25 protein-coding genes are annotated in these 24,710 nt (G+C 62.2%); 17 read left to right on the plus strand and 8 right to left on the minus strand.

Annotation, left to right across the window (positions count from 1 at the left end):
• The first annotated feature begins 263 nt into the window (after positions 1–263).
• Both ACN0SC_RS11500 and ACN0SC_RS11505 read left to right on the plus strand, forming a co-directional pair.
• A complete protein-coding gene (locus ACN0SC_RS11500; protein ID WP_417249823.1) occupies positions 264–620 on the plus strand; it encodes a hypothetical protein in 357 nt (118 codons plus the stop codon).
• 102 nt (positions 621–722) lie between these two features.
• Positions 723–1,283, plus strand: a complete 561-nt coding sequence (locus tag ACN0SC_RS11505) for a DUF2244 domain-containing protein (protein ID WP_417249824.1) — start codon at positions 723–725, stop codon at positions 1,281–1,283.
• Positions 1,284–1,343: 60 nt separating this feature from the next.
• Here ACN0SC_RS11505 and ACN0SC_RS11510 read toward each other — a convergent pair whose 3' ends face one another.
• Positions 1,344–1,802: a GatB/YqeY domain-containing protein gene (locus ACN0SC_RS11510; protein WP_417249825.1), complete on the minus strand. Its 459-nt coding sequence runs from the start codon at positions 1,800–1,802 to the stop codon at positions 1,344–1,346.
• Positions 1,803–2,018: 216 nt separating this feature from the next.
• Between ACN0SC_RS11510 and carA the strand changes: the two genes are divergently transcribed.
• Together carA and ACN0SC_RS11520 are read left to right on the plus strand one after the other, a co-directional pair.
• On the plus strand, positions 2,019–3,182 hold the full coding sequence (gene carA / locus ACN0SC_RS11515) for a glutamine-hydrolyzing carbamoyl-phosphate synthase small subunit (RefSeq protein WP_417249826.1): 1,164 nt from the start codon (positions 2,019–2,021) through the stop codon (positions 3,180–3,182).
• A gap of 288 nt (positions 3,183–3,470) precedes the next feature.
• Positions 3,471–6,272, plus strand: coding sequence for a glycosyltransferase family 2 protein (locus tag ACN0SC_RS11520; protein WP_417249827.1), 2,802 nt, complete (start codon positions 3,471–3,473; stop codon positions 6,270–6,272).
• 20 nt (positions 6,273–6,292) lie between these two features.
• Here the strand turns inward: ACN0SC_RS11520 and ACN0SC_RS11525 are convergent, their stop codons facing one another.
• The gene (locus ACN0SC_RS11525) at positions 6,293–6,937 is read right to left on the minus strand and encodes a GntR family transcriptional regulator (protein WP_417249828.1); all 645 of its coding nucleotides are present in this window, start codon (positions 6,935–6,937) and stop codon (positions 6,293–6,295) included.
• Between the two features lie 147 nt (positions 6,938–7,084).
• Here ACN0SC_RS11525 and ACN0SC_RS11530 point away from each other — a divergent pair, with 147 nt between their 5' ends.
• The 3 genes from ACN0SC_RS11530 (at position 7,085) to ACN0SC_RS11540 (ending at position 9,510) form a co-directional block, all read left to right on the plus strand.
• Positions 7,085–7,738: a pyrimidine 5'-nucleotidase gene (locus ACN0SC_RS11530; RefSeq protein ID WP_417250054.1), complete on the plus strand. Its 654-nt coding sequence runs from the start codon at positions 7,085–7,087 to the stop codon at positions 7,736–7,738.
• 192 nt (positions 7,739–7,930) lie between these two features.
• Positions 7,931–8,170, plus strand: coding sequence for a hypothetical protein (locus tag ACN0SC_RS11535; protein WP_417249829.1), 240 nt, complete (start codon positions 7,931–7,933; stop codon positions 8,168–8,170).
• A gap of 110 nt (positions 8,171–8,280) precedes the next feature.
• Positions 8,281–9,510, plus strand: coding sequence for an FAD-dependent monooxygenase (locus tag ACN0SC_RS11540; protein WP_417249830.1), 1,230 nt, complete (start codon positions 8,281–8,283; stop codon positions 9,508–9,510).
• A 97-nt stretch (positions 9,511–9,607) separates the two neighbouring features.
• Here the strand turns inward: ACN0SC_RS11540 and ACN0SC_RS11545 are convergent, their stop codons facing one another.
• Together ACN0SC_RS11545 and ACN0SC_RS11550 are read right to left on the minus strand one after the other, a co-directional pair.
• On the minus strand, positions 9,608–10,741 hold the full coding sequence (locus ACN0SC_RS11545; protein ID WP_417249831.1) for an aminotransferase class V-fold PLP-dependent enzyme: 1,134 nt from the start codon (positions 10,739–10,741) through the stop codon (positions 9,608–9,610).
• A gap of 113 nt (positions 10,742–10,854) precedes the next feature.
• Positions 10,855–11,562, minus strand: a complete 708-nt coding sequence (locus tag ACN0SC_RS11550) for a transglycosylase SLT domain-containing protein (protein ID WP_417249832.1) — start codon at positions 11,560–11,562, stop codon at positions 10,855–10,857.
• A 146-nt stretch (positions 11,563–11,708) separates the two neighbouring features.
• Here ACN0SC_RS11550 and panD point away from each other — a divergent pair, with 146 nt between their 5' ends.
• The 3 genes from panD to ACN0SC_RS11565 all read left to right on the plus strand — a co-directional run bounded on the left by panD (position 11,709) and on the right by ACN0SC_RS11565 (position 14,263).
• Positions 11,709–12,152: an aspartate 1-decarboxylase gene (gene panD, locus ACN0SC_RS11555; protein WP_417249833.1), complete on the plus strand. Its 444-nt coding sequence runs from the start codon at positions 11,709–11,711 to the stop codon at positions 12,150–12,152.
• 105 nt (positions 12,153–12,257) lie between these two features.
• Positions 12,258–13,775 carry an Asp-tRNA(Asn)/Glu-tRNA(Gln) amidotransferase subunit GatB gene (gatB, locus tag ACN0SC_RS11560; RefSeq protein ID WP_417249834.1) on the plus strand — a complete coding sequence of 506 codons (1,518 nt, stop codon included), beginning with the start codon at positions 12,258–12,260 and terminating at the stop codon, positions 13,773–13,775.
• Between the two features lie 77 nt (positions 13,776–13,852).
• Positions 13,853–14,263 carry a DUF4177 domain-containing protein gene (locus tag ACN0SC_RS11565; RefSeq protein ID WP_417249835.1) on the plus strand — a complete coding sequence of 137 codons (411 nt, stop codon included), beginning with the start codon at positions 13,853–13,855 and terminating at the stop codon, positions 14,261–14,263.
• A gap of 74 nt (positions 14,264–14,337) precedes the next feature.
• Here the strand turns inward: ACN0SC_RS11565 and ACN0SC_RS11570 are convergent, their stop codons facing one another.
• On the minus strand, positions 14,338–14,595 hold the full coding sequence (locus tag ACN0SC_RS11570; RefSeq protein WP_417249836.1) for a BolA family protein: 258 nt from the start codon (positions 14,593–14,595) through the stop codon (positions 14,338–14,340).
• Positions 14,596–14,666: 71 nt separating this feature from the next.
• Here ACN0SC_RS11570 and ACN0SC_RS11575 point away from each other — a divergent pair, with 71 nt between their 5' ends.
• Together ACN0SC_RS11575 and ACN0SC_RS11580 are read left to right on the plus strand one after the other, a co-directional pair.
• Positions 14,667–15,302: a J domain-containing protein gene (locus tag ACN0SC_RS11575; RefSeq protein ID WP_417249837.1), complete on the plus strand. Its 636-nt coding sequence runs from the start codon at positions 14,667–14,669 to the stop codon at positions 15,300–15,302.
• A gap of 126 nt (positions 15,303–15,428) precedes the next feature.
• Positions 15,429–16,013, plus strand: a complete 585-nt coding sequence (locus ACN0SC_RS11580; RefSeq protein WP_417249838.1) for a hypothetical protein — start codon at positions 15,429–15,431, stop codon at positions 16,011–16,013.
• A gap of 69 nt (positions 16,014–16,082) precedes the next feature.
• Here ACN0SC_RS11580 and ACN0SC_RS11585 read toward each other — a convergent pair whose 3' ends face one another.
• Complete coding sequence (locus ACN0SC_RS11585) at positions 16,083–17,060, minus strand: DUF808 domain-containing protein (RefSeq protein WP_417249839.1); 978 nt, start codon at positions 17,058–17,060, stop codon at positions 16,083–16,085.
• 186 nt (positions 17,061–17,246) lie between these two features.
• Positions 17,247–17,804, minus strand: a complete 558-nt coding sequence (locus ACN0SC_RS11590; protein WP_417249840.1) for a fasciclin domain-containing protein — start codon at positions 17,802–17,804, stop codon at positions 17,247–17,249.
• 205 nt (positions 17,805–18,009) lie between these two features.
• Here ACN0SC_RS11590 and cobS point away from each other — a divergent pair, with 205 nt between their 5' ends.
• The 3 genes from cobS to ACN0SC_RS11605 are packed head-to-tail and all read left to right on the plus strand — an operon-like array spanning position 18,010 to position 19,975.
• The gene (cobS, locus tag ACN0SC_RS11595; RefSeq protein ID WP_417249841.1) at positions 18,010–18,981 is read left to right on the plus strand and encodes a cobaltochelatase subunit CobS; all 972 of its coding nucleotides are present in this window, start codon (positions 18,010–18,012) and stop codon (positions 18,979–18,981) included.
• 45 nt (positions 18,982–19,026) lie between these two features.
• Positions 19,027–19,389: a hypothetical protein gene (locus tag ACN0SC_RS11600; RefSeq protein ID WP_417249842.1), complete on the plus strand. Its 363-nt coding sequence runs from the start codon at positions 19,027–19,029 to the stop codon at positions 19,387–19,389.
• On the plus strand, positions 19,358–19,975 hold the full coding sequence (locus tag ACN0SC_RS11605) for a fused DSP-PTPase phosphatase/NAD kinase-like protein (RefSeq protein ID WP_417249843.1): 618 nt from the start codon (positions 19,358–19,360) through the stop codon (positions 19,973–19,975). Before ACN0SC_RS11600 ends, ACN0SC_RS11605 begins: the two co-directional genes overlap by 32 nt.
• 90 nt (positions 19,976–20,065) lie before the next feature.
• Here ACN0SC_RS11605 and ACN0SC_RS11610 read toward each other — a convergent pair whose 3' ends face one another.
• A complete protein-coding gene (locus ACN0SC_RS11610) occupies positions 20,066–20,650 on the minus strand; it encodes an NADPH-dependent FMN reductase (RefSeq protein WP_417249844.1) in 585 nt (194 codons plus the stop codon).
• Between the two features lie 273 nt (positions 20,651–20,923).
• Between ACN0SC_RS11610 and cobT the strand changes: the two genes are divergently transcribed.
• Both cobT and ACN0SC_RS11620 read left to right on the plus strand, forming a co-directional pair.
• The gene (gene cobT, locus ACN0SC_RS11615) at positions 20,924–22,798 is read left to right on the plus strand and encodes a cobaltochelatase subunit CobT (RefSeq protein ID WP_417249845.1); all 1,875 of its coding nucleotides are present in this window, start codon (positions 20,924–20,926) and stop codon (positions 22,796–22,798) included.
• A 92-nt stretch (positions 22,799–22,890) separates the two neighbouring features.
• Positions 22,891–24,681, plus strand: coding sequence for an aminopeptidase P family protein (locus ACN0SC_RS11620; protein ID WP_417249846.1), 1,791 nt, complete (start codon positions 22,891–22,893; stop codon positions 24,679–24,681).
• Positions 24,682–24,710 lie beyond the last annotated feature (29 nt).

Genomic DNA, 24,710 nt, shown 5'->3' on the forward strand with positions numbered 1-24,710 from the left:
CCCATCGAGATACTGGAAAGGCCCTGCACCCGCGGGGCCTTTTCTTTTGCACCTTCGCGCATTTCATACCCCGCCTTTCGCGCCTGTTAAGACTTGCGACGCCAAAGCCCCGCGCAGGTCATTTTTTGTGCGCAATCATGTTTTAGGCTGGCGTCATAGACAGAAGCACGAGCACGGAAATGTTTGAAATCGTCGGCAGACTCTTTGACCGCGGGCAACGCCCAAAATGGCCCACCACATGGCATGACCCACAGTTTTCGCCCATGTTCGACGCCAATACAGGGCGCGATAGCGTGGCAATGCTGATCGCCGTGCGCGAACCTCTGTTCGATTTCTCTGGCCCCAAGCCGAAGGAGATCCTCGCCCACGCTCAAGCCATCGCTCACGTGGTGCGTGCAAGCTGGACAAGTCAGGAGGCGCACAGAGCGGCCAACTTCCTCAAACACACAAAAGCCGACTGGTTTCTCGCCATCCTCGAACATTCGGGGACAGGCGCCTATGCCACCCGCACCCAACAGATCCGCGCGACCTATGCCTTCGACGGAACACGGATCGGGTTGCTCCACTCGGCGGGCCACAAGTTCGAGGATCAGACCGTCTTTCAATGCGTGTCGATCTAAGAGCCCCCGCTTCCCCCCACAAGCCTGCGACCCCCTGACCCTTTCGCGCAGGCAGGTGACGCGTTAGGTTTGCGCTAAACGCACAACCACACAATGCCCTAGATGCCCTACCTATGGACCCCCGCGCATACCGCGCCCATGCCCGAGGTCGCGCCGCCCGATGGTGCGCCGCTGCTGCGCCTTGAGGTCTGGCCGCACCGTTCCCTGCCGTCAAAAGGGTTTTCGGCCACGATCCTCGGCATGTTCTTTCTCGGCCTGATCCCCGTCGTGCCCTTTATCGGGACAACGGCTTTCTGGATTCTACTGCTGTGCATGATGGGGGCGCTCGCCGCGCTCTGGGTCGCGCTGCGGCGCTCGGACCGCGACCTGCTGCACGAAGAGGTGTCCATCTGGCGCGACCGCTTGGAACTGACCCACTGGAGCGCGAAGGGCGAGCGCTTTGACTGGAAGACCAATCCTTACTGGCTGCGCCTGACCCTGCACCCCAAGGGCAAGGTCGAGCAGTACCTCACGCTCAAGGGCGGCGGCGCAGGCGAAACACGGGAGGTCGAGCTTGGCTCATTCCTGAGCCCCGAAGAGCGACAGGATTTGCACGACGAACTCGCGCAGGTCTTGCAACGGTTGCGCGAGACACCTGCGCCCAAACCGCCCCCCGCGCCATGAAAAACGCCGCGCCCTTACGGGAGCGCGGCGTGTATTCTCACGGATCAATTCCGCAGCGTGTCAGGCGAGCTTGTCTTTCACCATGCCGCCAACTTTTCCGAAATCGAGCTGACCTGTGTATTTTTCCTTGAGCGCGCCCATGACTTTGCCCATGTCGCGGATCGAGGAGGCCCCCGTCGCAGCAATGGCAGCATCAATCGCAGCGGAAGTCTCGTCGGCAGATAGCTGACGCGGCAGAAACTCCTCGATCACGTTGATCTCGGCACGTTCCTTTTCGGCCAGTTCAAGGCGTCCGCCCTCTTCGAAAGCCTTCGCGCTTTCCTGACGTTGCTTGACCATTTTGCCAAGGATCGCAAGGACTTCGGCATCGCTGATCTCGGTCTCGACGCCATTTGACCGACCAGCAATTTCGCGGTCCTTGATGGCAGCGTTAACCAGTCGAAGCGTCGCCAGACGGCTCGCTTCCTTCTCTTTCATCGCCGTTTTCAGGGCGCTGTTGATGCGGGTGCGCATATCCATAAAGTCATCATCCCATTGCTATCGCAAGCCTGCACCATAGCGAAACGGGCAGCCAAGCTCAACATGGATATAAATCGCTAAACCATTGAATTCGTTACGTTACCCAATCCTTGCCGATTCCCTCGCTTTTCATGCTGCACCTGCGGCGATCGTCCTTGACCACGGCGGTCACTTTCCATAGGTTCCCGACAATTTTGGGCACATGGGAGTCGGGTCATGACAACGGCTGAAACGTCGCAAAAACCAACCGCGTGTCTCGTTCTCGCGGACGGGACCGTTTTCTACGGGAAAGGCTTTGGCGCGACAGGCGTCACCACCGCCGAGCTGTGCTTCAACACCGCTATGACGGGCTATCAGGAAATCATGACGGACCCCTCTTACGCAGGTCAGGTCGTCACCTTCACTTTCCCGCATATCGGCAACACGGGCACCAACGCCGAGGACGACGAGACCTCCGAGCCAGTGGCCGAAGGCATGATCGTCAAATGGGATCCCACGGAGCCGTCGAACTGGCGCACCGAGATGGAGCTCTCCCCGTGGCTGGCCAAGCGCGGCCGCATCGGCATGGGCGGCGTCGATACCCGCCGCCTCACCCGCGCGATCCGTCAGCAAGGCGCGCCGCATGTAGCGCTGGCCCACGATCCCGAGGGCAACTTCGACCTTGAGGAACTGGTTGCCAAGGCCCGCGCCTTTAGCGGTCTTGTCGGCGTCGATCTGGCCAAGGACGTGACCTGCGCCCAGTCCTACAAGTGGGACGAAATGCGTTGGGCATGGCCTGACGGATACCCCAAGCGCGAAGGCAAGGGCCACAAGGTCGTCGCCATCGACTTTGGCGCGAAACGCAACATCCTGCGTTGTCTTGCCTCTGCAGGCTGTGATGTGACCGTGCTTCCCGCAACGGCCACCGCCGAAGAGGTGCTGGCACATAATCCCGACGGGGTGTTTCTCTCCAACGGTCCGGGCGATCCCGCGGCCACGGGCGAATATGCCGTTCCGATGATCAAAAGCGTGCTGGAGAAAGACCTGCCTGTCTTTGGCATTTGCCTCGGCCACCAGATGCTCGCGCTCGCCCTTGGCGGCAAGACGATCAAGATGAACCACGGCCACCACGGCGCCAACCACCCCGTCAAGGACAAGGACACGGGCAAGGTCGAGATCACCTCGATGAACCACGGTTTCGCCGTGGATGCCCAAACCCTTCCCGAAGGTGTGGTGGAGACCCATGTCTCCCTCTTCGACGGTTCCAACTGTGGTATCAAGGTCGAAGGCAAACCCGTCTTCTCGGTGCAATACCACCCCGAAGCAAGCCCGGGGCCGATGGACAGCTACTACCTCTTCGAGCGTTTCGCCGCCGCTATGGCCGAACGCGAAGTCGCCTGAGCGCACACACTCAAAGAGATTTGAAACGGGGCCACGCAGGATGCGTCGGCCCCGTTTTCATGTCCGCATGACGACTTCGCCAGACCTCTCCTGCGGAGCGCCACACACATTCCCACGCCCTCACGAACCCCCTTCGACCATGCAAGGGGTCGGCAACTTTCACCCCGTGCGTCCGCCCTATTAACCATTTTTTAACCATGCCCCTGTCCTGTGGAGAGGTGCTTTCAACCAGAGCGCGAAACGGGCGAGCAGCCCTCACCCGTGCGGCCAGTCGGCCGCGCCACTCACATGAACGCAGACCACATGGCGGAGCATTGGGATATGGATTTCGGACAGCACAAGATAGTGCTCGGTGGCGCGGATCCCGCGCCCGTCCCCGTGCCCGATCTCGACAAGGCCGCCAATTCCGTTGACCATCCCCACCCGCGCCTGCTGCCTGAACCAAAACGGCGCAAACCCGTGGGACAGGTGCTCCACGAAATGGGCGCAGTCAGCGCCGCCGACATTGCCAAAGCCGCGGCCATGCGCAAACGCGAAGATGCGCGGATCGGGGACATCCTGCTGGCGCACGGCATGGTGGACGAGGAAACGCTTTATACCGCGATTGCCACGCAATACGGCGCCTGCGTGGCCGATTTCAAAACCTACCCCGCCGATGTGCGGCTGATCGAGAAACTGGGAGCCGAACGCTGCCTGCGCGACGGGATATTGCCGTGGCGGCGCGCGGGCGGGGCGGTGCTTGTCGCCTCCTGCCGCCCCGAAGAATTCGAGAAACACCGCGCCGAATTGACCAAGCATTTCGGCGTGATGCGCATGGCCGTGGCCTCCGAAACCGCCGTCCACGATGCTCTGCTGCGCGCGCGCCAACGCAAGCTCGCCGCCTCCGCCGAAACCCGCGTCGCCGCCTCCGAAAGCTGCCGCGAGATGGATATAAAACGCCTGACGCGCCTGATCTCGGTGGTGGGCACGGTGGCGCTGGCCGCCGCTGTCTTCGCCCCGCGGATGACTTTCATCGTTCTGACACTCTGGGCAATCGTGACGCTCGTCATCAACTCGGGCCTCAAGATCGCCGCCGCCTTTGCGCAGGCGGGACGTCGCCGCGAAATCGGGCAGACCTTCGCCACCGCGCACGCGGACATGGCCATGCCGATCGTATCGGTCATGGTACCTCTCTTCCGCGAACGCGAGATCGCGGCGCGGCTCATAAAACGACTGTCGCGAATCGACTACCCGCGCGAGTTGCTCGATATCTGCCTTGTGGTTGAAGAAGACGATCAGGTCACCCAGTTTGCCATCCACAACACCAATCTGCCGCGCTGGATGCGCATGATCGTCGTGCCGCGCGGCGGGGTGAAGACCAAACCCCGCGCCCTCAACTTCGCCCTCGATTTCTGTCGCGGGTCGATCATCGGTATCTGGGACGCGGAAGACGCGCCAGAAAAGGACCAGATCAAAAAGGTCGTGCGCCACTTCGACAGCGCCGCACCCGACGTGGCCTGCCTGCAAGGGGTGCTGGATTTCTACAATTCGCGCACCAACTGGCTGGCGCGCTGTTTCACCGTCGAATACGCCTCGTGGTTCCGTGTGATCCTGCCTGGATACGAGCGCATGGGGCTGATGGTTCCCTTGGGCGGCACTACGCTGTTTTTCCGCCGCAAGGCTATCGAGGAATTGGGCGGGTGGGATGCGCATAACGTCACCGAGGACGCCGATCTGGGCATCCGTCTGGCGCGTCACGGCTACCGCACGGAGTTGATTTCCACCGTCACCGACGAGGAGGCCAACTGCCGCGCGTGGCCGTGGATCAAGCAACGCTCGCGCTGGCTCAAGGGCTATGCGATGACATGGGCGGTGCATATGCGCAGCCCGCGCAAACTGCTGAATGATCTCGGCCCGTGGCGCTTTTTTGGCGTGCAGGCGCTCTTTCTGGGCACATTGAGTCAGTTCGTCCTCGCGCCCTTCTTGTGGAGCTTCTGGGCGCTGCTCTTCGGCCTACCGCATCCGCTCAAGGGCATTCTGCCGCAAGAGGCGTTCATCGCTCTCGGCGCACTGTTTCTGGCCTCCGAGGTGATCACGGTAACGGTCGGGATGTTTGCCACCGCAACGAGCAAGCACAAGTGGCTCTGGCCGTGGGTGCCGACCCTGCACGCCTACTACCCGCTTGCCACCGCCGCCGCGATCAAGGGGCTGTGGGAAATTGTCGTGCGGCCCTATTACTGGGACAAGACCGCCCACGGCGTTGCCGATACAAGCAAAGCTAAGGCAACCGCGCTTCGCGCCAAAGGCCCCCGCCGCAAGCCCGTCAAACCCGTCGAAAAACCCGCCGCCAAAATCGGCAAGGATGGCGTGGTCGAGCTCGGGCGCGGTGTCTTCGTGGGAGACCGCACGCCGCAGCCTCGTCCGCCACAGCGCACTCCGATCCCTGTTAACGCCGCCCTTGAACAATCCCCCGAAACCGCCAGCGCCGCTGCATGGGATGACCACGACGCGGAGATGGAGGGCGGGACAGGTATCCTCACCCTCGCGCCCGCCATGCGTGTCACACCGCCCAGCGAGGCCGCCACACAGTCCGACGATCCGATTCAGGCCTTGCGGGAACTCTTAGACCACCCCCAGCCGCTATTGCCGCCCGCCCCCGACGACGAGACGCAGGACACCCCGAAGCCACCGAGCGCACGCAAGCGTATCCGCTTCAACTACTACGCCCCCGAGTGCAAAACGCCGCGCGGGATCGGCAGGGTGTTGGAAAAGATGGCACAGACGCTAACCGACCTCCCCTTCTCGAAGGCCAAGAAAGAACCGCCGCTCTTCATCTCATCGCGCGGCGCGGGCGCGCAGGCGCAGACGACCAGTTCAGTGACAGACCCCGCGCCGCAGTGCGAAGCGTTGACCTATGGACAGAACACGCCGCCCCTCGCACCACTCAAGCTCACAGGTTTCTCCGAGGCCCCAGTCGCCACGCCTCTCACCCCGCATCATGCGCCGCCGCTGAACCCTGACAGGCTCTACCTGCCCTTCGTGCCGCGAAGTACGCGCGCGCGCCTGTCGCCCTTGCTCGATCTGGCAAGGCCGAAACGGATACTCGACTGACGGCGAGACGGCAGAACGGCTTAGCGCTCCTTGCCAGCGTCGATCTTGAGCCGTGTGACAAAGGCCTTGGAAATATGCTCGCTGAGCGCGCGGTGCGCCGTGTCGCCATCCCCCGCCTCAATCGCGGTGACAATGGCATCATGCTCGGCAACGGCCTCATCCCCGCGCCCCTCCACTGCCAGCGAGGTGGTCGCCAGAAGCGCCATCGAGCGATGCACGAGGTCGAGTTGCTGCACGAGATAGCGGTTGTGCGAGGCGAGGTGGATCTGCTTGTGGAAGCGGCGGTTGGCACGCGCCAGCGCCTCGGGATCACTGACGAGCTTGCGATCCTCCTCCACCATATCACGCAACACGCGGGCCTCTTCGGGCGTGGCATGGCGGGCGGCAAGGCGCGCGGCCAGCCCCTCAAGCTCGGTGCGCACGACATAGAGATCGGCCATCTGGTTGTGATCCAGCGAGGCCACGATCAGCGACCGCCCGTCGCGTGTCAGCATGGATTGGGTCTCAAGTCGTTGCAGCGCTTCACGGATCGGCGTGCGCGAGAAACCGAACCTCTCGGCCAGTTCACTTTCCACAAGCCGGTCGCCCGGACGGTAAACGCCCGTATCAATCGCCTCCAAAATGAGTTCGTAGGCGTCTTTGTGCCCGCTGCGTTGCTCGGTCATCGGCGCATCCTTTGCAATATCCCGCGCACCTTACAGAGCGAGGCTCCGCGCGATCAAGCAACAATCCGCCGCACGGGTGGCCCGAAAGGACGAAGACGCCGTACCACCATGCTTGCCCCGACCCACAACCTCCCCTATCAACGCCCCATGGTAGCCGATGATTTCACACATGTGACGACGTGGATCTTTGATCTCGACAACACGCTCTATCCGCCCTCGGCGGGGCTGTTTGCACAGATCGAGCCGCGCATGACCGCATGGGTGGCGAAGGAATTGGGCGTCGACACGCAAGAGGCCAACCGCCTGCGCGACACCTATTGGAAGGACTACGGCACAACGCTTTCGGGCCTGATGAAACTCCACGGCACCGACCCCGCGCCCTACCTCACCTATGTCCACGACATCGACTTCACGGTGCTGGCGCGGGACGCGGAACTGCACGCAGCCATCACCGCGCTTCCCGGGCGCAAGATCGTCTATACCAACGGCTCGGAGCCCTATGCCCAACGGGTTCTTGATGCGCGCGGTCTGGCGGGGATTTTCGACGCGGTCTACGGGATCGAACACGCGGACTTTCACCCCAAACCGATGGCCGAAGCCTTTGACACGGTGGTGCGGCGCGACGGGATCGACACTGGAAAAGCGGCGATGTTCGAGGATGACCCGCGCAATCTCGAAGTGCCCCACGCGCTCGGCATGAAGACTGTGCATGTTTCCCCGATCGAGGCCCGCGCCATAGCGCCGCACATCCACCACCACACCGACGACCTCGCGCCCTTCTTGCGCCAGTTCTCCCGCTAGAGACGCGCAAAATCAACGCCTTACCCCGTGCGCGATTTTGCCGCTGCGCGCGGAGGTCGCGCGTCAAAGCGCCGCCCTGACGGGGGCGCTGTGCGTGCATAGATAAGGGCCAGATCAAACGCACATCCGCAAGTGTCGCGCGCGCCCGCGCGGGCTGACCGCGACACAGATGCTCCGAAAAGGACAACGCACATGAACGATACCACCCTGACCCAAGACATCCCCGCCGCCGAAGCACCCGTCGATGCGCATGACGAGGAAGCCTCCATCTCCCCCAAAGGCGTGGCCGCCGTCCTCGCCGTAATCGTCCTCGTTATCGCCGCCGTGGCCGTCGGGATCGCGACCTTCGGCTGGCCCGTACTCGGCCTGACCGCACTGGCCGCCGTGCCTGTGATCTACCTCTGCCTGATCCTGCTGACGGTCGGAAAATAAAGGCACAGCGCGCGGGCGGGTTGTGACCGCCTGTCGCTTGGACATTTGCCGCGCGCGGGGCTATCTGTTGTCACACGACGATTGCGCCCGCGTCCTGACCGGAGAGCCAAATGACCACAGCCGCCCGCCCCCCCTTTGAAACCGTCGATGTCCTCGTCTCGGGCGGCGGCATTGCGGGGATGATCACCGCCGCAGCTTTCGGCGCAAGCGGGTTTAAGACGGTGATGGTCGATCCGACCCCGCCCGTGACGGTGGGCGATGATGCGGGCAGCGATCTGCGCTCCACCGCCTTCCTGCGACCCGCGCGCGACCTCTTCCAACGTATCGGCATCTGGGAGGCGCTCGCGCCCCATGCCACGCCGCTGGATGCACTGCGGGTGGTGGATACAGTGACGGGGGAGACAGGCGCGCCCGAAATCCGCTCCGAGCGCCAGTTCGAAGGCGCGGAGACCGCCGACGAGCCGTTCGGCTGGAACTTCCTCAACTGGGTGATCCGCCGCGAGCTTTTCGCCATCCTGCCCTCCATTCCCAATTGCGAGATGCGTTATGGCACGGGGGTGAAATCCCTGCTCACGCGCACGGGCGAGGCCATTGTCACGCTCACCGACAAAAGCCAGATTCGCGCGAAGCTGGTGATCGCCGCTGACGGGCGAAACAGCCCCGTGCGCGAGGCGGCGGGCATCGGTGTGACGACCACGCGCTACGGTCAGAAGTCGCTCGCCTTCACCGCCTTCCACGAGGCACCGCACCACAATGTCTCCACCGAGATCTACCGCGAGGGTGGCCCCTTCACCATGGTGCCGCTGGCCGACATCGACGGGCGGCACGCCTCTGCCGTTGTCTGGATGAACCGCGGGCCACGGGCGCAGGAGCTTCTGACCATGGAGCCAGAGGCGTTCAATGCGGCGATGACCGACCGTTCGGCGGGGCTTTACGGCGCGCTCGAACTGGCCTCCCATCGTGCGGCCTTCCCGATCATCACGCAACTGGCCGACCGCCTGAGCGCCGAGCGGGTTGCACTGGTTGCCGAGGCCGCCCACGTGCTGCCACCCATCGGCGCGCAGGGGTTGAACACGTCTCTTAACGACGTCGCGCAACTTCTTGATCTTGCGCTTGAAAACCCCGCCTCTATCGGCGAACCTGCGATGCTCGAAACCTACGCTCGCGCCCGCCACCGCGACATTTCCACCCGCGCTTTCGTGGTCGATAAATTCAACCGCGTGGTGCGCAATCCCGATGGGATGCTGGGGCAAATCCGCCAGATGGGTCTGAAGGCCGTGCATGATGTCACACCGCTTCGGCGCGGGGTAATGCGGGCAGGTCTTGGGCCTCTGACCTGACCGACCAGACCTGACCTATTTTTTCCGCCCCCAGATATGCAAACGGCGCGCCCCGTAATCAGGACGCGCCGTTTCGAATATTTTGCAGCGAAGCGCCTTACGCGGGCATGACTTCATCAAGGGCCGCTTCCAGACGCGCCACCGAGGCGTCCACGTCATAGAGCTTGTCGAGGCCGAAGAGGCCGAGGCGGAAGGTCGAATAGTCTGGCCCTTCGTCACATTGCAACGGCACACCCGCCGCGATCTGCATCCCCAGCGCGCCGAAGGCACGGCCCGACTGGACCTCGGGATCGGAGGTATAGGCGACCACCACACCGGGGGCTTCGAAACCCTCGGCGGCGACAGACTTCACGCCGCGCGACTTGAGAAGGGCGCGGACGCGGTTGCCCTGCTCCCATTGTGCCTCGCAGAGTTTGGCAAAGCCATATTCCTTTGTCTCCAGCATCGTGTCGCGGAAGGCGCGCAGGGCGTCGGTGGGCATGGTGGCGTGATAGGCATGTCCCCCACCCGTATAGGCCTCCATGATCGTGAGCCACTTGCCAAGGTCCACCGCAAAGGAGGTGGACTGGCGCGCTTTTACCACTTCGACTGCGGCCTCCGAGAGCATGACCAGACCCGCCGAAGGCTGCGCCGACCACCCCTTTTGCGGGGCCGAGATCAGCACATCGACGCCCGTGGCTTTCATATCCACCCATGCGCAGCCAGAGGCGATACAGTCGAGCACCATCAAGCCACCGACCTCATGCACAGCGTCAGAGAGCGCGCGGATATAGTCGTCGGGAAGGATCATGCCCGAAGAGGTTTCGACGTGGGGGACAAAGACGACCTTGGGCTTTTCGGCCTTGATCCGCGCGACCGCTTCCTCGATGGGCGCAGGTGCGAAAGGGGCGTCCACGGCATTGCCCGTGCGCCGCGCCTTGAGCACAGTCTCGTTTGCGGGGATTTGCCCTGCCTCGAATATCTGCGTCCAGCGGTAGGAGAACCAACCGTTGCGGATGACCAGCACATCCTCACCCGTCGCCAGTTGCCGCGCCACCGCTTCCATCGCGTATGTCCCGCCACCAGGCACAACGGCTGCGGTGTCGGCGTTATAGACTTCGCAAAGCGTCGCATGGATGTCGCGCATCACGCCTTGGAAAGCGGCGGACATATGGTTGAGCGAGCGGTCGGTGAAGACGACCGAAAATTCGAGCAGGCCATCGGGATCGATATCGGGGCGCAAAGCAGGCATGGGCGGTTCCTTTGTCATAGCTGATCGTTTGGTCAAACGGCTATCACGGGTCGAGCGCGCGGCAAAGGTGGTTTGGCGCGCAAGGCCAGTGCATTTTGGCGCCCTTGTGCGCCCTAAGGTCGCGTGGAGGGGCGCGCAGGCGGCAACACCGCCTCACGCAGCATCGCTTGCGGGCGCAGGATAGGAAAGGGCGAACGTGTCATCCGCGCCTTGCAAAAGGGCTGCTTGCTGATCCAGCGCCGCATGTCCGCGCGTTTGGTGTCGGAATGAAACGGCCCCCAATCGGCAGCCACCCCCTTCATCCCCGCCGCGACCACCTGATCGCGCGGCACGGTCACGGACATGATCCGCACGGCACACGACAGGTTCGCCGCGCCGTTCTTCAACGCCTCCCCCGTCTGGGCACGGCATCTGCGCCAACGCGCGGTAGGAGGGGCGATCTGTGTCAGGCCATACCATTGCCCACCCCCTCCCACAGCATCCGCCCGCCACGTGCTTTCGTGATAGGAAAGCGCCGAGAGCAACCCCGCCCAAAAGGCCGCACGGTCGGATTTGTCCGCCTGCGCATAGCCCGGACACCACGCATCAATATCGCGCGGCACGGTATTCAAAAGCCGCGCGCCATGGGTCTGCACCGCCTCCATCGTCGCACGCGTCCACGCCTCCCCCTTGGGCTGGCTGTGCCAACGCAATTCGGGCATCCGAAGCACATAGGGACGCGGCACAGGCAGCGGGCTGCGCTCCATCGCATGAGCCTGCCCCGTCAGGAGGGCAAGGAGCAACAGGCCAAAGGCCAGATATTTCAGGTAGCAAAACGGCATGGGGGCGTGCAGCGCTCTCTCTATCGACCCCCATATAATGCGCCATCCGCGGGCGGTTGCAAAGCACCCCCCTTGCGCAATGCGGCCCTGAGCGCCATAGAGTCGCGCAAATCGCCAATCCGACACGAGAACCAAAGCCGCTATCCATGAAACAATTCGTCGCTGCCAAGTTGCATGGCATCACCGTTACCGAGGCCGATCTCGACTATCACGGCTCCATCACCCTCGACCCCGACCATTGCGAGGCCGTGGGCATCCTGCCGATGGAATTCGTGGATATCTGGAACAAACAGTCGGGCGCACGCATCTCCACCTATGTCATCTACGGCGAGCGCGGCGCGCGTCAGTGTATCCTCAACGGCGCGGCGGCACGCACCTGTCAGGTCGGCGACCAGTTGATCATCTGCTCCAGCGAATTGCGCCCCGCCGCAGATGTGACGGAAATCGCCCCGAAAGTGCTGACCTTCACCGCCGACAACGAAGCCGACGAATTGCTCACCTACAAGGCGGGCCGCGACGCGGACGGGCGGCTGACCTTCGACATTCTCAAAGAGGGCGCGCCGCAATCCATCCCCTATAAGGCAAGTTGAAACACGCCCCTCTTGCCCCGCCTCCCGCCCTGCCCTAGAAGGCTTGGGCAAGGCCAGACAGATGCCCAAATGGCCGACCAACGGCACGCGTAAGGACAAGACACCATGCTCGACCATCTCGAATACACCACCCCCAAAGTCAAAACCATCGCAGGTGCGAAGGAAGACTGGGAACTTGTGATCGGCATGGAAATCCACGCACAGGTGGCCTCGAAGGCGAAACTCTTTTCTGGCGCGTCGACTCAATTCGGCAACGAGCCGAACTCGAACGTGTCTTTCGTGGATGCGGCCATGCCGGGCATGTTGCCCGTGATCAACGAATATTGCGTCGAGCAGGCGGTGCGCACGGGGTTGGGTCTGAAGGCCGATATCAACCTCTTCTCCGCCTTCGACCGCAAGAACTACTTCTACCCCGACCTGCCGCAGGGCTACCAGATTTCGCAGCTTTACCACCCGATCGTGGGCGAAGGTGAAGTGCTTGTGGACATGGAACCCGGTGTGGCGCGTCTCGTGCGGATCGAACGCATCCACCTTGAGCAGGACGCGGGCAAGTCGATTCACGACATGGACCCCAATATGTCCTTCGTCGATCTCAACCGCACCGGTGTCGCGCTAATGGAAATCGTCTCGCGCCCCGACATCCGCGGGCCTGAAGAAGCCGCTGCCTATGTCCTCAAACTGCGCCAGATTCTGCGTTACTTGGGCACTTGCGACGGCAACATGCAAAACGGCAACCTGCGCGCGGACGTGAACGTGTCGGTCTGCCGCCCCGGTCAATACGAGAAATATCAGGAAACGCAGGACTTCTCCCATCTCGGCACGCGCTGCGAGATCAAGAACATGAACTCCACGCGCTTCATCCAGATGGCCATCGACTATGAAGCCCGCCGCCAGATCGCGATTCTGGAAGACGGTGGCGAGGTGGATCAGGAAACCCGCCTCTATGACGCGGCCAAGAACGAAACCCGCTCCATGCGCTCGAAAGAAGAGGCGCATGACTACCGCTACTTCCCCTGCCCCGACCTTCTCCCGCTGGAGATCGAACAGGAATGGGTGGACGAGATCGGCAAGACACTTCCCGAACTGCCCGACGAGAAAAAGGCACGCTTCGTGAAGGAATTCGGCCTGTCCGAATATGACGCGGGCGTGCTAACCGCCGAGACCGAGAACGCCGACTTCTTCGAGAAGGTTCAGGCCACGGGCGGCGACGGCAAACTCTCGGCCAACTGGGTGATCAACGAACTTTTCGGCCGTCTGAAGAAAGACGACAAGGAGATCACCAATAGCCCCGTTTCCCCCGAACAGCTCGGCGGTATCGTCAAGCTGATCAAGGCGGGTGACATTTCGGGCAAGATCGCCAAGGAACTCTTCGAGATCGTCTATACCGAGGGCGGTGATCCCGCGCAGATCGTCGAGGACCGCGGGATGAAGCAGGTCACGGACACGGGCGCCATCGAGGCCGCCGTGGACGAGGTGATCGCCGCCAACCCCGCACAGGTCGAGAAGGCCAAGGCCAACCCCAAACTCGCGGGCTGGTTCGTCGGTCAGGTGATGAAGGCCACGGGTGGCAAGGCCAACCCCGCCGCAGTCAACAAGATGGTGACGGAAAAACTCGGTCTGTAAGGTGCCACGGGCACGCGGGCTTGACCTGCGCGCCCGCTCAGGGACACATTGCTCGATGGACCCAAGGGAGAAAGCTCATGCCGCGCTACGAATACCTGTCTGTCCCCGCCCCCAAAAAGGGCGAGAAAGCCAAGGGCGTCAAAGGCGCGGATGGCCGCATGGCGCAAGCCCTGATGTCCCTGCTCAACAGCTACGGGGCCGACGGGTGGGAATACCTGCGCTCCGACACGCTGCCGCTTGAGCAGCGTTCGGGCCTGACCTCGAAAACCATGAGCTACTACACGGTTCTGGTCTTCCGCCGCGAATTGGAAGAGGAAGGCGCGCCTGTTCTCGGCGCCTATCCGACCGAAGAGATCGATGCCGCCGTGGCCGAAGCGGAAGCCCGCGCCGATGCCGCTGCTGCCGCGCAGGAGGCGGCAGAAGAGCCCGTCACCCCCCGTATTGAGCCCCGACTAACGGGTGAGAGCGAAGAGGCACCGCGCAGCTGAAAACGGGGGATTCCCCTCCTCCCGCACCACCTTGGGATATTTCCAAACAGGTGAAGGCAGATGCGCCGCAGCCCCTATGCGTCGAGATCAAGCGACAGCGCGTGGATTTGAGGCACCAGATCGCCAAGGGCCGTATGCACCGCACGGTGACGCGCAACACGCGACAGACCCGCCATGGCATCGGCGCGCATTTGCACATGGAAATGCGTCTCGCCATCCCCGCCAGGGTTGCCCGCATGCCCCGCATGTTTGGCACTTTCGTCAATCACCACCAGTTCACGCGGAGAAAACGCCGCCTTGAGCCGATCTTCTATCGCTTTAACCATTTTCATCGTCCGCGCCCCTTTTCCATTTCCTGTTCCTCCTCTAAAGTCTTGCGTCCGAGTCGAAAAGGTTGATGCAGATGGATAAGAACGATCCCTTCGGTTTCGATATGTCCGCAGCGAAGGACAAGAAGCGTCGTCGTGGCGGCCGTCGTGGCATGTCCGGCGCATTCGAAACATCGAAACGCAAGTGTGAGTGGGAAGGCTGTGAAGAGCTGGGCCAGTATCGTGCGCCGCGCTCTCCCGATCACCTCGACGAGTACAAGTGGTTCTGTAAGGACCACGTGCGCGAGTACAATCTCAAGTGGAACTATTTCGACAACGCCACGCCCGAAGAGATGGAAGAGCAAATCAAGGCCTCCCAAACGGGCGAGCGTCCGACAAAGCCCTTTGGCAAGAAGTCGGTGGAGCAACGCGCGTGGGAGCGTCTGGGGATTGATGATGCCCATGAGGTGCTTGGCGAGAATGCCACGCGCAACCCCGGCAAATCCGACCCCAGCGCGCCGACACGCAAGCTGCCTCCGACCGAGCGCCGCGCCGTGGAGATTCTGGAAGCCAAGGATCACTGGACCAAGGCCGAGATCAAGAAGCAGTATCGCTCCCTGATCAAAGTGCTGCACCCTGATGTCAACGGCGGTGACCGCTCGCAAGAAGAGCAGTTGCAGGAAGTTGTCTGGGCGTGGGACCAACTCAAAGAAAGCCGCTGGTTCAAGTAACGGCGGGGTATCGGCGCGTGAGGGCGTCGGGCGCGTAGCAATCAACCATTTGGTAACACTTGCACCCTAGTCTTCCGACTTGTCCGTGCATTTGTTTGCTATCCGATTGAGTTGTTCGCGCCCGCTATGTCTCTGGTTTCCCACATACCCGCCCCGCGCCCGCTGCTGCCCATGCGGCTGGCGCTTGTGGCGTTTACCGTGGGCGCGATGCTGCCGTCCTTTTTCCACACCATTGTGCGCGAAGCAGGGCTTGGAACGGCGATCTGCCTGACCGCCGCTGCGGCGGGAAGTAGCGCGTTTTTCGGGCCGATTTTTCTGCGGTGGTGGGCGGGGTCGGCGGTTGCGATGCTCACCTCGGGCTTTCTCACCATGCTGCTCAGCGCGGGCATGACCTGTCTTCTGGCTCTGGCCGCCTCGGTGCTTCTTGTGGAAGAGCCGATCACGACACTGGCCAGCGCCCCGTTGATCTTTGTCTCTGGCGCGCTCGTTGCGCCGCTGGCGGTGATTTCCGCCCCCGCCTCGATCATCCTGTGGCTGCTAGGCGTCTTGCTGGTGGGTTGCGCGGCCCGCAGGGCCGTGCGCCAGCAAAGCGGGGATGCCGGCACCCTGACGGACGGACCGTATGACAGATGTCCGACGGATCACCTGCACGAATTACGCCTCCGCAAAATCAGGCGCGCGCCGCCTCGTTCGGATGACGAGACAGGCTGACATACCGCTAGGCTTGAGCGGGACAGAGGCCTGTGGGGCTAAGCTATTGCGCGTCGAGCGCAGGGAGCCTTAGTGATGCCCCCCCGCCTCCTTGCCCGTACCCAGACGGATAAGAGGGTCGATAATCCGCGCCACGATCGGGATCAGGATCAACCCGTAGATCAATCCGAACACCCCGTCGAAGAAGGCCGTGACACCCCATGTCACCGCCGCTTCCGCCTGCATCACCGCATGGCCTGCGGCATGGGCGAGGTCGTGAATGCCCTGATAGGGTTGATGCACCCCGAACTCGTGCAGCCCGTGGATCACGATGGACCCGCCGACCCAGATCATCGCGGCGGTGCCAACCACCATCAAGACCTTCATCAGCCACGGCATCACCTTGACGATGCCCCGCCCCAGCGCGCGCGTGAATGACAGCCTGCCGACCCGCGCGAGCCAAAGCCCCACATCATCGGCCTTCACGATCAGCGCCACGGCACCATAGACCGCAACGGTGATCAAAACGCCCGCAATGGCCAGCGCCCCCGCCGTGAACCAGATGTTCGCGGTCGGATCGAGTGCGGCAAGAATGATGGTCATAATCTCGGCAGAGAGAATGAAATCCGTCTTCACCGCCCCGCGGACCTTCTCTTCTTCGAGGTGGCGCGGATCGCCCGCCCCCGTCGCCTGACCGTCGGCATAGGGTTCATGCGGTTTGAACAGGTGATAGATCTTTTCGGCACCCTCGAAACACAGATACGACCCGCCCAGCATCAGCAAAGGCGTGATCAGCCATGGCGCGAAACTCGACATCAGGAGTGCGGCAGGCAGGAGGATCAGCAGCTTGTTGCGGATGGAGCCGAAGGCGATCTTGCCCACGATGGGCAATTCACGCGCGGGCTGGAACCCTTGCACATATTTCGGCGTCACCGCCGCGTCATCAATCACCGCGCCCGCCGCCTTGGCCGAAGCCTTGACCGCTTGGCCCGCGATATCATCGACATTGGCCGCCGCGATTTTGGCGATGCCCGCCACGTCGTCGAGAAGTGCCAGAAGTCCGCTCATATCACACCCTGCGTTTGGTTTTGTCCCGACCAGATGTAGGCGGCGCGTCCGCCCGTGTCCATGCGCGAATGGAAGGACACCCTCCCTACCCCACATAGGAAAAGGTGCGCCCGAAAGCGCACCTTCCATGCCCTGCGTGCCGCACGGCGGAGCGGTCTAACCCATCCGCGCGGGCCGCAAGTGGCATTACATTGCGGGCAGAAGAACCTTGTCCACCACATGAATCACGCCGTTCGACTGTTTCACATCGGCGATGGTGACGGTGGCGGCATTGCCTTGCTCGTCCTCGATCATCACCATGCCATCGGACACGGACCCTTTGAGCGTGCATCCGCCCACGGTGGGAATATCGTGCACACCCCCGTCAGCCTCGATCATGCCGACAAGCGCCTCAGACATCACATCGGCAGCAACCACGTGGCAGGTCAGGATTTTGGTGAGCTGGTCCTTGTTCTCTTCCATCAAAAGCGTCTCGACGGTGCCATCGGGAAGGGCAGCGAAAGCGTCATTGGTCGGTGCGAAGACTGTAAACGGACCCTCGCTCGAAAGCGTCTCCACCAGACCTGCGGCCTGCACAGCCGCCACCAGCGTGGTGTGATCGGCAGAGTTTACGGCGTTTTCGACGATGGTTTTATCAGCCATCATCTCGGCACCACCCACCATCGGGTTGTCCATGTGATGGTCGGCAAATGCCGCCCCGGTGAGAAGTGCGGTTGCGGCGGCGGTTGCGAGAATGCGTTTCATGGTATGTATCCCTGTTTAGCACTCCGACACTGCGTCGAAGTTACAAGGGTTACGGGGCGGGGCGGGGTTTGGATCTTTTACCACAGATCACGCCTGATCACGCCAGCGCGAGGTGCCTGTGCGCATTTACCCCCCACCGCCCCTTGCACCCGAGCGCGCATTGGGGCACGAAGACACTCAAGCAATTCCGAGAAGGGCACGAACGATGGACGCGAACCTCAAACCAACCGAAACGATCTCTGTGCGTGATGTTTTTGGCATCGACACCGACATGACGGTAAAGGGTTTTGCCGAAGCCACCGACCGCGTTCCCGCCCTCGACCCGACCTATAAATTCGACCCCGACACCACGCTGGCGATCCTCGCGGGCTTTTCCCACAACCGCCGCGTCATGATCCAAGGCTACCACGGCACGGGCAAATCGACCCACATCGAACAGGTCGCCGCCCGCCTCAACTGGCCCTCCGTGCGCGTCAACCTCGACAGCCACATCTCCCGTATCGACCTGATCGGGAAAGACGCGATCAAATTGCGCGACGGCAAGCAGGTCACGGAATTCCACGAAGGCATCCTGCCTTGGGCGCTGCGCAATCCCGTCGCCATCGTCTTTGACGAGTATGACGCAGGCCGCGCGGACGTGATGTTCGTGATCCAGCGGGTGCTGGAGCATGACGGTAAACTCACGCTGCTTGATCAAAACGAGATCATCACGCCGAACCCCTACTTCCGCCTCTTCGCCACGGCCAACACCGTGGGCCTTGGCGACACAACGGGCCTCTACCACGGCACGCAGCAGATCAACCAAGCGCAGATGGACCGTTGGTCGCTCGTGGCAACGCTGAACTATCTCAGCCACGACGCCGAGGCCAATATCGTCCTATCCAAATGCCCGCACTACAATTCCGAGAAGGGCCGCAAGAACATCAGCCAGATGGTGACAGTGGCCGAACTGACCCGCACAGCCTTCATGAACGGCGAGCTTTCCACCGTCATGAGCCCGCGTACGGTGATCACTTGGGCCGAGAACGCCGAAATCTTCCGCGACATCGGCTATGCCTTCCGCCTCACCTTCCTCAACAAATGTGATGAGCTGGAGCGCCAGACGGTCGCCGAATTCTACCAGCGCTGCTTTGACGAAGAACTTCCCGAAAGCGCCGTAAGTGTTGCGCTGAGCTGAATTGATGCTCTAGGGTAACGCAGGGGCATCTTCGGGAGAAGAACCATGCGTTATCAAGGGGGACGCCATCGCGGCGCTGTTCGTTACAGCGCCGGGGTGGATCAAAAATATACGACAATCTGCAATCGCGACGATTGCAGACAACGCGACGGTGTATTTTCCGTCGCGTTTTTTGTGTCTTACTCCCTTCAAAATTTTCATAACGACCTGACGGAATATCGTTTTAAACCCAATACCATGGAGCATTTCTTCCGCTCCATCTCCGACTTGGAGTCTTCTGCGCGAGGCACAATGCGCAACGGGACAAAAACGATCACCGTTCACCCGTGCTGCCTCGACATTCTCAAAATGACTGCACTCCAAACGAGAGACTTGAATGACCCACCACACCGACCCACCACGCACTGAAAACCCCCCGCGCCGTCGCCGCGTCTGGCGCATCATCGGCCGCCTTGCGCTCGTGAGTGTAGTGCTTTTCTCCTCCCTGATCGGCTATCTGGCCTACCTGCAACTGAGCGGCAACTACCACGCGATTGTGGAGGGCGAAGTTTATCGCTCGGCCCAGCCCGACTACGAAATGCTGGAGCGTTTCGCGGTGGAGGATGGCGGCAAAACCGTGCTGAACCTGCGCGGCATCGCTCCTGGTTCGGATTGGTATGACACCGAACGCGCGGCCGCCGACGAGCTTGGCCTGATCCACATCGACTTCCCCATGTCCGACCGCAAGGTGATCTCGCCCGAAGTGGCCGAAGAGTTGATCGCCATCATGCGCGACGCGCCTAAACCGCTTCTGGTTCATTGCAAGGCGGGCGCTGATCGCACGGGGCTGGCGGGAGCCCTCTACCTCATCGCACACGCCGGAGCGTCCGAGGCACATGCGGAACGGCATCTTTCACTGCTTTACGGCCACGTCGGTGTGCCTATTTCCGCAGCATGGCCGATGGATCTTAGCTGGCACGCCTATGAGGCACATATCGGGCTGAACGAAGGTTAACCGCCGCCGCCTTCCGCGTCACGATGCAATACGAAAAGGCCCGCAGATGCGGGCCTTTCCTTTGTGAAATCGCCTGAGCGAGCGGAGCATTCACCCCCGCGCGGCCTTCGTGGCTTTCGCCCACCACGCCACATCCTCAAGCGTTCCTTTGAGGGAGGGCAGAATATGATCCTCGATATCGGAGATCGGACCATCGCCGCCCATCGGATGCACGGCCATGAAATCTCCGCCGCCGATATGCACAGCGTTGCGCACGGGGACCATTTGCAATTCGACCGCAATAGTGCGCAGGTGCTCAACGGCCCGCGCGGCACCAACGCCACCGTAGCCCAGAGCCGCCATCGGTTTGCGGGTCCACTCGACATAGGCCTGATCGAGCGCATTTTTCAGCGCGCCCGTGATCGAGTGATTGTATTCGGCGACGACGAAGATATAGCCGTCAAATTCCGCGATTTTCTTCTGCCACGCGACGGCGGCGGGGTCTTGCGACGGGGCAAAGAGGTTGGATGCCGCCTCGTTGAAAAGCGGCAGGTCAAAATCGCGCAGATCAACCAGTTCAAATTCCAGATCATCGCGCAGGGATTTGGCTGTCTCCAACAGCCATTGCGCGGGCTTGTCGGCAAATCGGGCGTCGCGGATGGAACCGATGATGATTGCGATACGTGGCGTGGACATATGTCTCTCCTTGTTGGTGTCACTTCAGGTCTGGGTGCGAAATGCACGGGGCTTTGGGTGATGCGAGGGACGTGCTGCTGCCCGTCCACTCGGCCGTTCCACCTATAGGTATTCGCACATGAAAACATCTCAACCCCATGAAAGGTGCGTAATTGCGCAAAACCTGTGCAAAGGCTTCCCCGCGCGGAACGCGCATTTTTGCAAGGGTTCCCGCGCTGCTGCGCGGATGCGCTTTCACTGGACGCGCGTCGCGCACGGTGGTTTAACGAGGCCATGACCAAGCCAAGCGACAACCCCGCCGATCCGTTCAAGAAAGCGCTCTCAGATGCCACGAGAGTGCTGGCCCACGACCCTGACCTGACGGTGACATTCTCGATGGACCCTGCGGGGCTGACCAACGACACCCTGCGCCTGCCGCAGGTGTCGCGCCGCATGACGAGCGAGGAAGTGTTGATCGCGCGTGGCACGGCGGATGCGTTGGCCTTGCGCCACCGCTACCACGACAACGCCACCTTCAACCGCTACGCGCCGCAAGGGCAGATGGCCTACGACATCTACGACGCACTAGAAACCGCGCGCTGCGAAGCCGTGGGGGCGCGTCACATGCCAGGCACGGCGGGCAACATCGACGCCAAGATCGCCAATGACGCCATGCGCCGTGGCTATGACGATATCACACGGCAGGAGGACGCCCCGCTGGCCGCCGCCCTCGGCTACCACCTGCGCAAAACGGCCACGGGACGCGATCTGCCGCCCGCTGCCGAAAACATTACGGGCCTGTGGCGCGACTTCATCGAAGGTCAGGCAGGCGATGCGCTGGCCGATGTCGATAGCTTCCTCGAAGACCAGAAAGCCTTCGCCCGCCTCGCCCGCCGCGTGATCGAAGACCTCGGCTACGGCGACCAGTTGGGCGACGATCCCGACGAGGTTGATCCCGAAGACGACCAGAACGCCGAGAGCCAAGAGGACGAGGAATCGCTCGAAAACGAGGGCGAGGACGAACAACAGGAAGACGAGAACGAGGCCGCCCCCGAAAGCGAGCAGGAAGAACAGCAGGACCAACAGGAGGCCTCCGTGTCCTCCGACGACATGGCCAGCGAGGAATTCACCGAGGAGATGGAACTGCCCGACGACGAGGCAGAGATCACCCCGCCGCAGCCCCAGCCTGTCTCCGAGGCCGACCCCAACTACGAGGTGTTCTCGGAAGCCAACGACGAGGAAATCCGTGCCGAAGACCTCGCGGAACCTGCCGAACTCGAACGCCTGCGCACCTATCTCGACCAGCAACTCGAACCGCTCAAAGGCGCGGTCTCGCGGCTGGCCAACAAATTGCAACGCCGCCTTCAGGCGCAGCAGAACCGCTCGTGGGAATTTGATCTCGAAGAGGGCATCCTCGACGCAGGCCGCCTTGCCCGCGTGGTGGCCAACCCGACAACACCGCTGAGCTTCAAGATCGAGAAAGACACAGAATTCCGCGACACGGTTGTGACCCTGCTGCTCGACAATTCGGGCTCCATGCGTGGCCGCCCCATCTCCATCGCCGCGATCTGTGCCGATATCCTCGCGCGCACCCTTGAGCGTTGCAGCGTGAAGGTCGAAATCCTCGGCTTCACCACCCGCGCGTGGAAAGGCGGGCTGGCCCGCGAGGAATGGCTCAACGCCGGACGCCCGCAAACCCCCGGTCGCCTTAACGACCTGCGCCATATCATCTACAAATCCGCCGATGCACCCATGCGCCGCACGCGCCAGAACCTCGGCTTGATGATGAAAGAGGGCCTGCTCAAGGAGAACATCGACGGCGAGGCGCTCGAATGGGCACACCGCCGCATGACCGCCCGCCCCGAGGCGCGCAAGATCCTGATGGTCATCTCCGACGGCGCGCCCGTCGATGACAGCACCCTTTCGGTCAACCCCGCCAACTACCTCGAAAAGCACCTGCGCGATGTGATCGCAATGGTGGAGAAACGCCGACAGGTCGAACTTCTCGCCATCGGGATTGGCCACGATGTGACCCGCTATTATGATCGCGCGGTGACGATCACCGATGTCGAGCAACTGGCGGGCGCAATTACCGAACAACTGGCCGCGCTGTTTGACAGCGATCCGCGCGCCCGCGCCCGCGTCATGGGCATCCGCAAAGCGTCATAGGACTGCACATGGGCTGGCGGCGGACGGACACCAAATGTGGTCCCCCGCGCCCTGCCCTGCCCGAATGACCCGACTGCAAGAAGGACTAGATTATGTTCCAGAGTTTTGAGGTCGCATCCCGCCCCGAACAAGCCGCACCGCGGATCACGCAGCTGCGCACGCAGATGCGCGAAACGGGTCTCGACGCCTTTCTCGTGCCGCGTGCCGACGCCCATCAGGGCGAATATGTCGCTGACTGCGATGCGCGCCTGTCTTGGCTGACGGGCTTCACAGGCTCGGCAGGCAGCGCCGCCATCCTGCACGACCGCGCCGCCCTTTTCGTGGACGGGCGCTACCGCGTCCAAGTGCGTTCACAATGCGATGCAGAGGTTTTCGACTTCATCGACTGGCCCGAAACCACCGTCGCGGCATGGTTCAAAGGCACGGAGGCCGAGAAGATCGGCTTTGACCCATGGCTGCATACCGTGACCGAGGTTCGCAAACTGCGCGAAGACCTGACACCCGTGGGCAAAACGCTGGTCGCCTCGCCCAACCTTGTCGACCGTATCTGGACCGACCGTCCCGCGCGGCCCGAAGCGCCCGTTTCCGCCCAGCCCATCGAATTGACGGGCCGTAGCTCCACCGAGAAAGTCGATGCGCTTTGCGAGGACATCAAGGCGGCGGGCGCGGATGCGCATGTGATGACCCTGCCCGACAGCATCTCGTGGCTGCTCAACATTCGCGGAGCCGACATTGCGCATAACCCCGTGGTGCAGGCCTTCGCCGTGGTCCACGCAAACGGCACAATCGCGCTTTTCGATGCGCCCGAGAAATATGCCTCCCTTGGCCCCGACCCGCGCATCACCATTGCCCCGCGCAGCGAGTTTTCAAATTATCTCAAAGGCTTGTCTGGAAAAGTCCTGATCTCTCCCACCGACGCGCCACATGCGGTGCTCTCGCTGATGCGCGATGGCGAGGCCGCCGAGATCATCGAGGGCGACGATCCCTGCGCCCTGCCGAAAGCCTGCAAGACGCAGGCCGAGATCGCAGGCTCGCGCGAGGCGCATCTGCGCGACGGGGCGGCGATGGTGGAATTTCTCGCATGGCTCGCAAGCAACGACCCTGACGGGCTGACCGAGATCGACGTGGTGAAGAAACTCGAGGGTTTCCGCGCCGCGACCAACCACCTCAAGGACATCTCCTTCGAGACCATCGCGGGCGCTGGCCCCAACGGCGCAATCGTGCATTACCGCGTGAGCGAGGACAGCAACCGCGCACTCAAAGAAGGCGAACTTCTCCTCGTGGATAGCGGCGGACAATATGTCGATGGCACCACCGATATCACCCGCACCGTCGCGCTTGGCGATGTGGCGGGCGATGCGCGGCGGGCTTTCACCGCCGTGCTGCAAGGGATGATCGCGCTTTCCACCGCCCGTTTCCCGCGTGGCGTGTCGGGCGCGCATCTCGACTCTCTGGCGCGTGCGCCTCTGTGGCGGATGGGGCGCGACTATGACCACGGCACGGGCCACGGTGTCGGTGCCTATCTCAGCGTCCACGAAGGCCCGCAACGCATCTCGCGCATCTCGCAGCTGCCTTTGCAGGAGGGCATGATCCTCTCCAACGAGCCCGGATATTATCGCACGGGCGAATATGGCATCCGCATCGAGAACCTGATCACCGTGCGTGCGGCCCCGCCCATCGGGGATGGTGACGACCGCGACCACCTTGATTTCGAGACGCTCACCTTCGTGCCCATCGACCGTTCGCTCATTCTGGCCGACGAACTGGCCCCGTGGGAACGCGACTGGCTCGACGACTACCATCAGGAGGTCTGGGAAAAGATCGCCCCGCGCGTAAGTGACGCAGCGAAAGAATGGTTGCGTCAGGCCGTTGCGCCTCTGTAAATTAGCCCCTCAACCAAATGCTTGTTATT

The sequence above is a fragment of the Celeribacter sp. genome (assembly GCF_048261515.1).
In the GTDB taxonomy this organism is placed as follows: Bacteria; Pseudomonadota; Alphaproteobacteria; order Rhodobacterales; family Rhodobacteraceae; genus Celeribacter.

Excerpts from the sequence above, each read along its gene's own strand:
- ACN0SC_RS11500 (WP_417249823.1), top strand. The coding sequence starts at position 264 with ATGTTCGACGCCAATACAGGGCGCGATAGCGTGGCAATGCTGATCGCC.
- ACN0SC_RS11505 (WP_417249824.1), top strand. The coding sequence starts at position 723 with ATGCCCTACCTATGGACCCCCGCGCATACCGCGCCCATGCCCGAGGTC.
- ACN0SC_RS11510 (WP_417249825.1), bottom strand. The coding sequence starts at position 1,802 with ATGGATATGCGCACCCGCATCAACAGCGCCCTGAAAACGGCGATGAAA.
- carA (WP_417249826.1), top strand. The coding sequence starts at position 2,019 with ATGACAACGGCTGAAACGTCGCAAAAACCAACCGCGTGTCTCGTTCTC.
- ACN0SC_RS11520 (WP_417249827.1), top strand. The coding sequence starts at position 3,471 with ATGAACGCAGACCACATGGCGGAGCATTGGGATATGGATTTCGGACAG.
- ACN0SC_RS11525 (WP_417249828.1), bottom strand. The coding sequence starts at position 6,937 with ATGACCGAGCAACGCAGCGGGCACAAAGACGCCTACGAACTCATTTTG.
- ACN0SC_RS11530 (WP_417250054.1), top strand. The coding sequence starts at position 7,085 with ATGGTAGCCGATGATTTCACACATGTGACGACGTGGATCTTTGATCTC.
- ACN0SC_RS11535 (WP_417249829.1), top strand. The coding sequence starts at position 7,931 with ATGAACGATACCACCCTGACCCAAGACATCCCCGCCGCCGAAGCACCC.
- ACN0SC_RS11540 (WP_417249830.1), top strand. The coding sequence starts at position 8,281 with ATGACCACAGCCGCCCGCCCCCCCTTTGAAACCGTCGATGTCCTCGTC.
- ACN0SC_RS11545 (WP_417249831.1), bottom strand. The coding sequence starts at position 10,741 with ATGCCTGCTTTGCGCCCCGATATCGATCCCGATGGCCTGCTCGAATTT.
- ACN0SC_RS11550 (WP_417249832.1), bottom strand. The coding sequence starts at position 11,562 with ATGCCGTTTTGCTACCTGAAATATCTGGCCTTTGGCCTGTTGCTCCTT.
- panD (WP_417249833.1), top strand. The coding sequence starts at position 11,709 with ATGAAACAATTCGTCGCTGCCAAGTTGCATGGCATCACCGTTACCGAG.
- gatB (WP_417249834.1), top strand. The coding sequence starts at position 12,258 with ATGCTCGACCATCTCGAATACACCACCCCCAAAGTCAAAACCATCGCA.
- ACN0SC_RS11565 (WP_417249835.1), top strand. The coding sequence starts at position 13,853 with ATGCCGCGCTACGAATACCTGTCTGTCCCCGCCCCCAAAAAGGGCGAG.
- ACN0SC_RS11570 (WP_417249836.1), bottom strand. The coding sequence starts at position 14,595 with ATGAAAATGGTTAAAGCGATAGAAGATCGGCTCAAGGCGGCGTTTTCT.
- ACN0SC_RS11575 (WP_417249837.1), top strand. The coding sequence starts at position 14,667 with ATGGATAAGAACGATCCCTTCGGTTTCGATATGTCCGCAGCGAAGGAC.
- ACN0SC_RS11580 (WP_417249838.1), top strand. The coding sequence starts at position 15,429 with ATGTCTCTGGTTTCCCACATACCCGCCCCGCGCCCGCTGCTGCCCATG.
- ACN0SC_RS11585 (WP_417249839.1), bottom strand. The coding sequence starts at position 17,060 with ATGAGCGGACTTCTGGCACTTCTCGACGACGTGGCGGGCATCGCCAAA.
- ACN0SC_RS11590 (WP_417249840.1), bottom strand. The coding sequence starts at position 17,804 with ATGAAACGCATTCTCGCAACCGCCGCCGCAACCGCACTTCTCACCGGG.
- cobS (WP_417249841.1), top strand. The coding sequence starts at position 18,010 with ATGGACGCGAACCTCAAACCAACCGAAACGATCTCTGTGCGTGATGTT.
- ACN0SC_RS11600 (WP_417249842.1), top strand. The coding sequence starts at position 19,027 with ATGCGTTATCAAGGGGGACGCCATCGCGGCGCTGTTCGTTACAGCGCC.
- ACN0SC_RS11605 (WP_417249843.1), top strand. The coding sequence starts at position 19,358 with ATGACCCACCACACCGACCCACCACGCACTGAAAACCCCCCGCGCCGT.
- ACN0SC_RS11610 (WP_417249844.1), bottom strand. The coding sequence starts at position 20,650 with ATGTCCACGCCACGTATCGCAATCATCATCGGTTCCATCCGCGACGCC.
- cobT (WP_417249845.1), top strand. The coding sequence starts at position 20,924 with ATGACCAAGCCAAGCGACAACCCCGCCGATCCGTTCAAGAAAGCGCTC.
- ACN0SC_RS11620 (WP_417249846.1), top strand. The coding sequence starts at position 22,891 with ATGTTCCAGAGTTTTGAGGTCGCATCCCGCCCCGAACAAGCCGCACCG.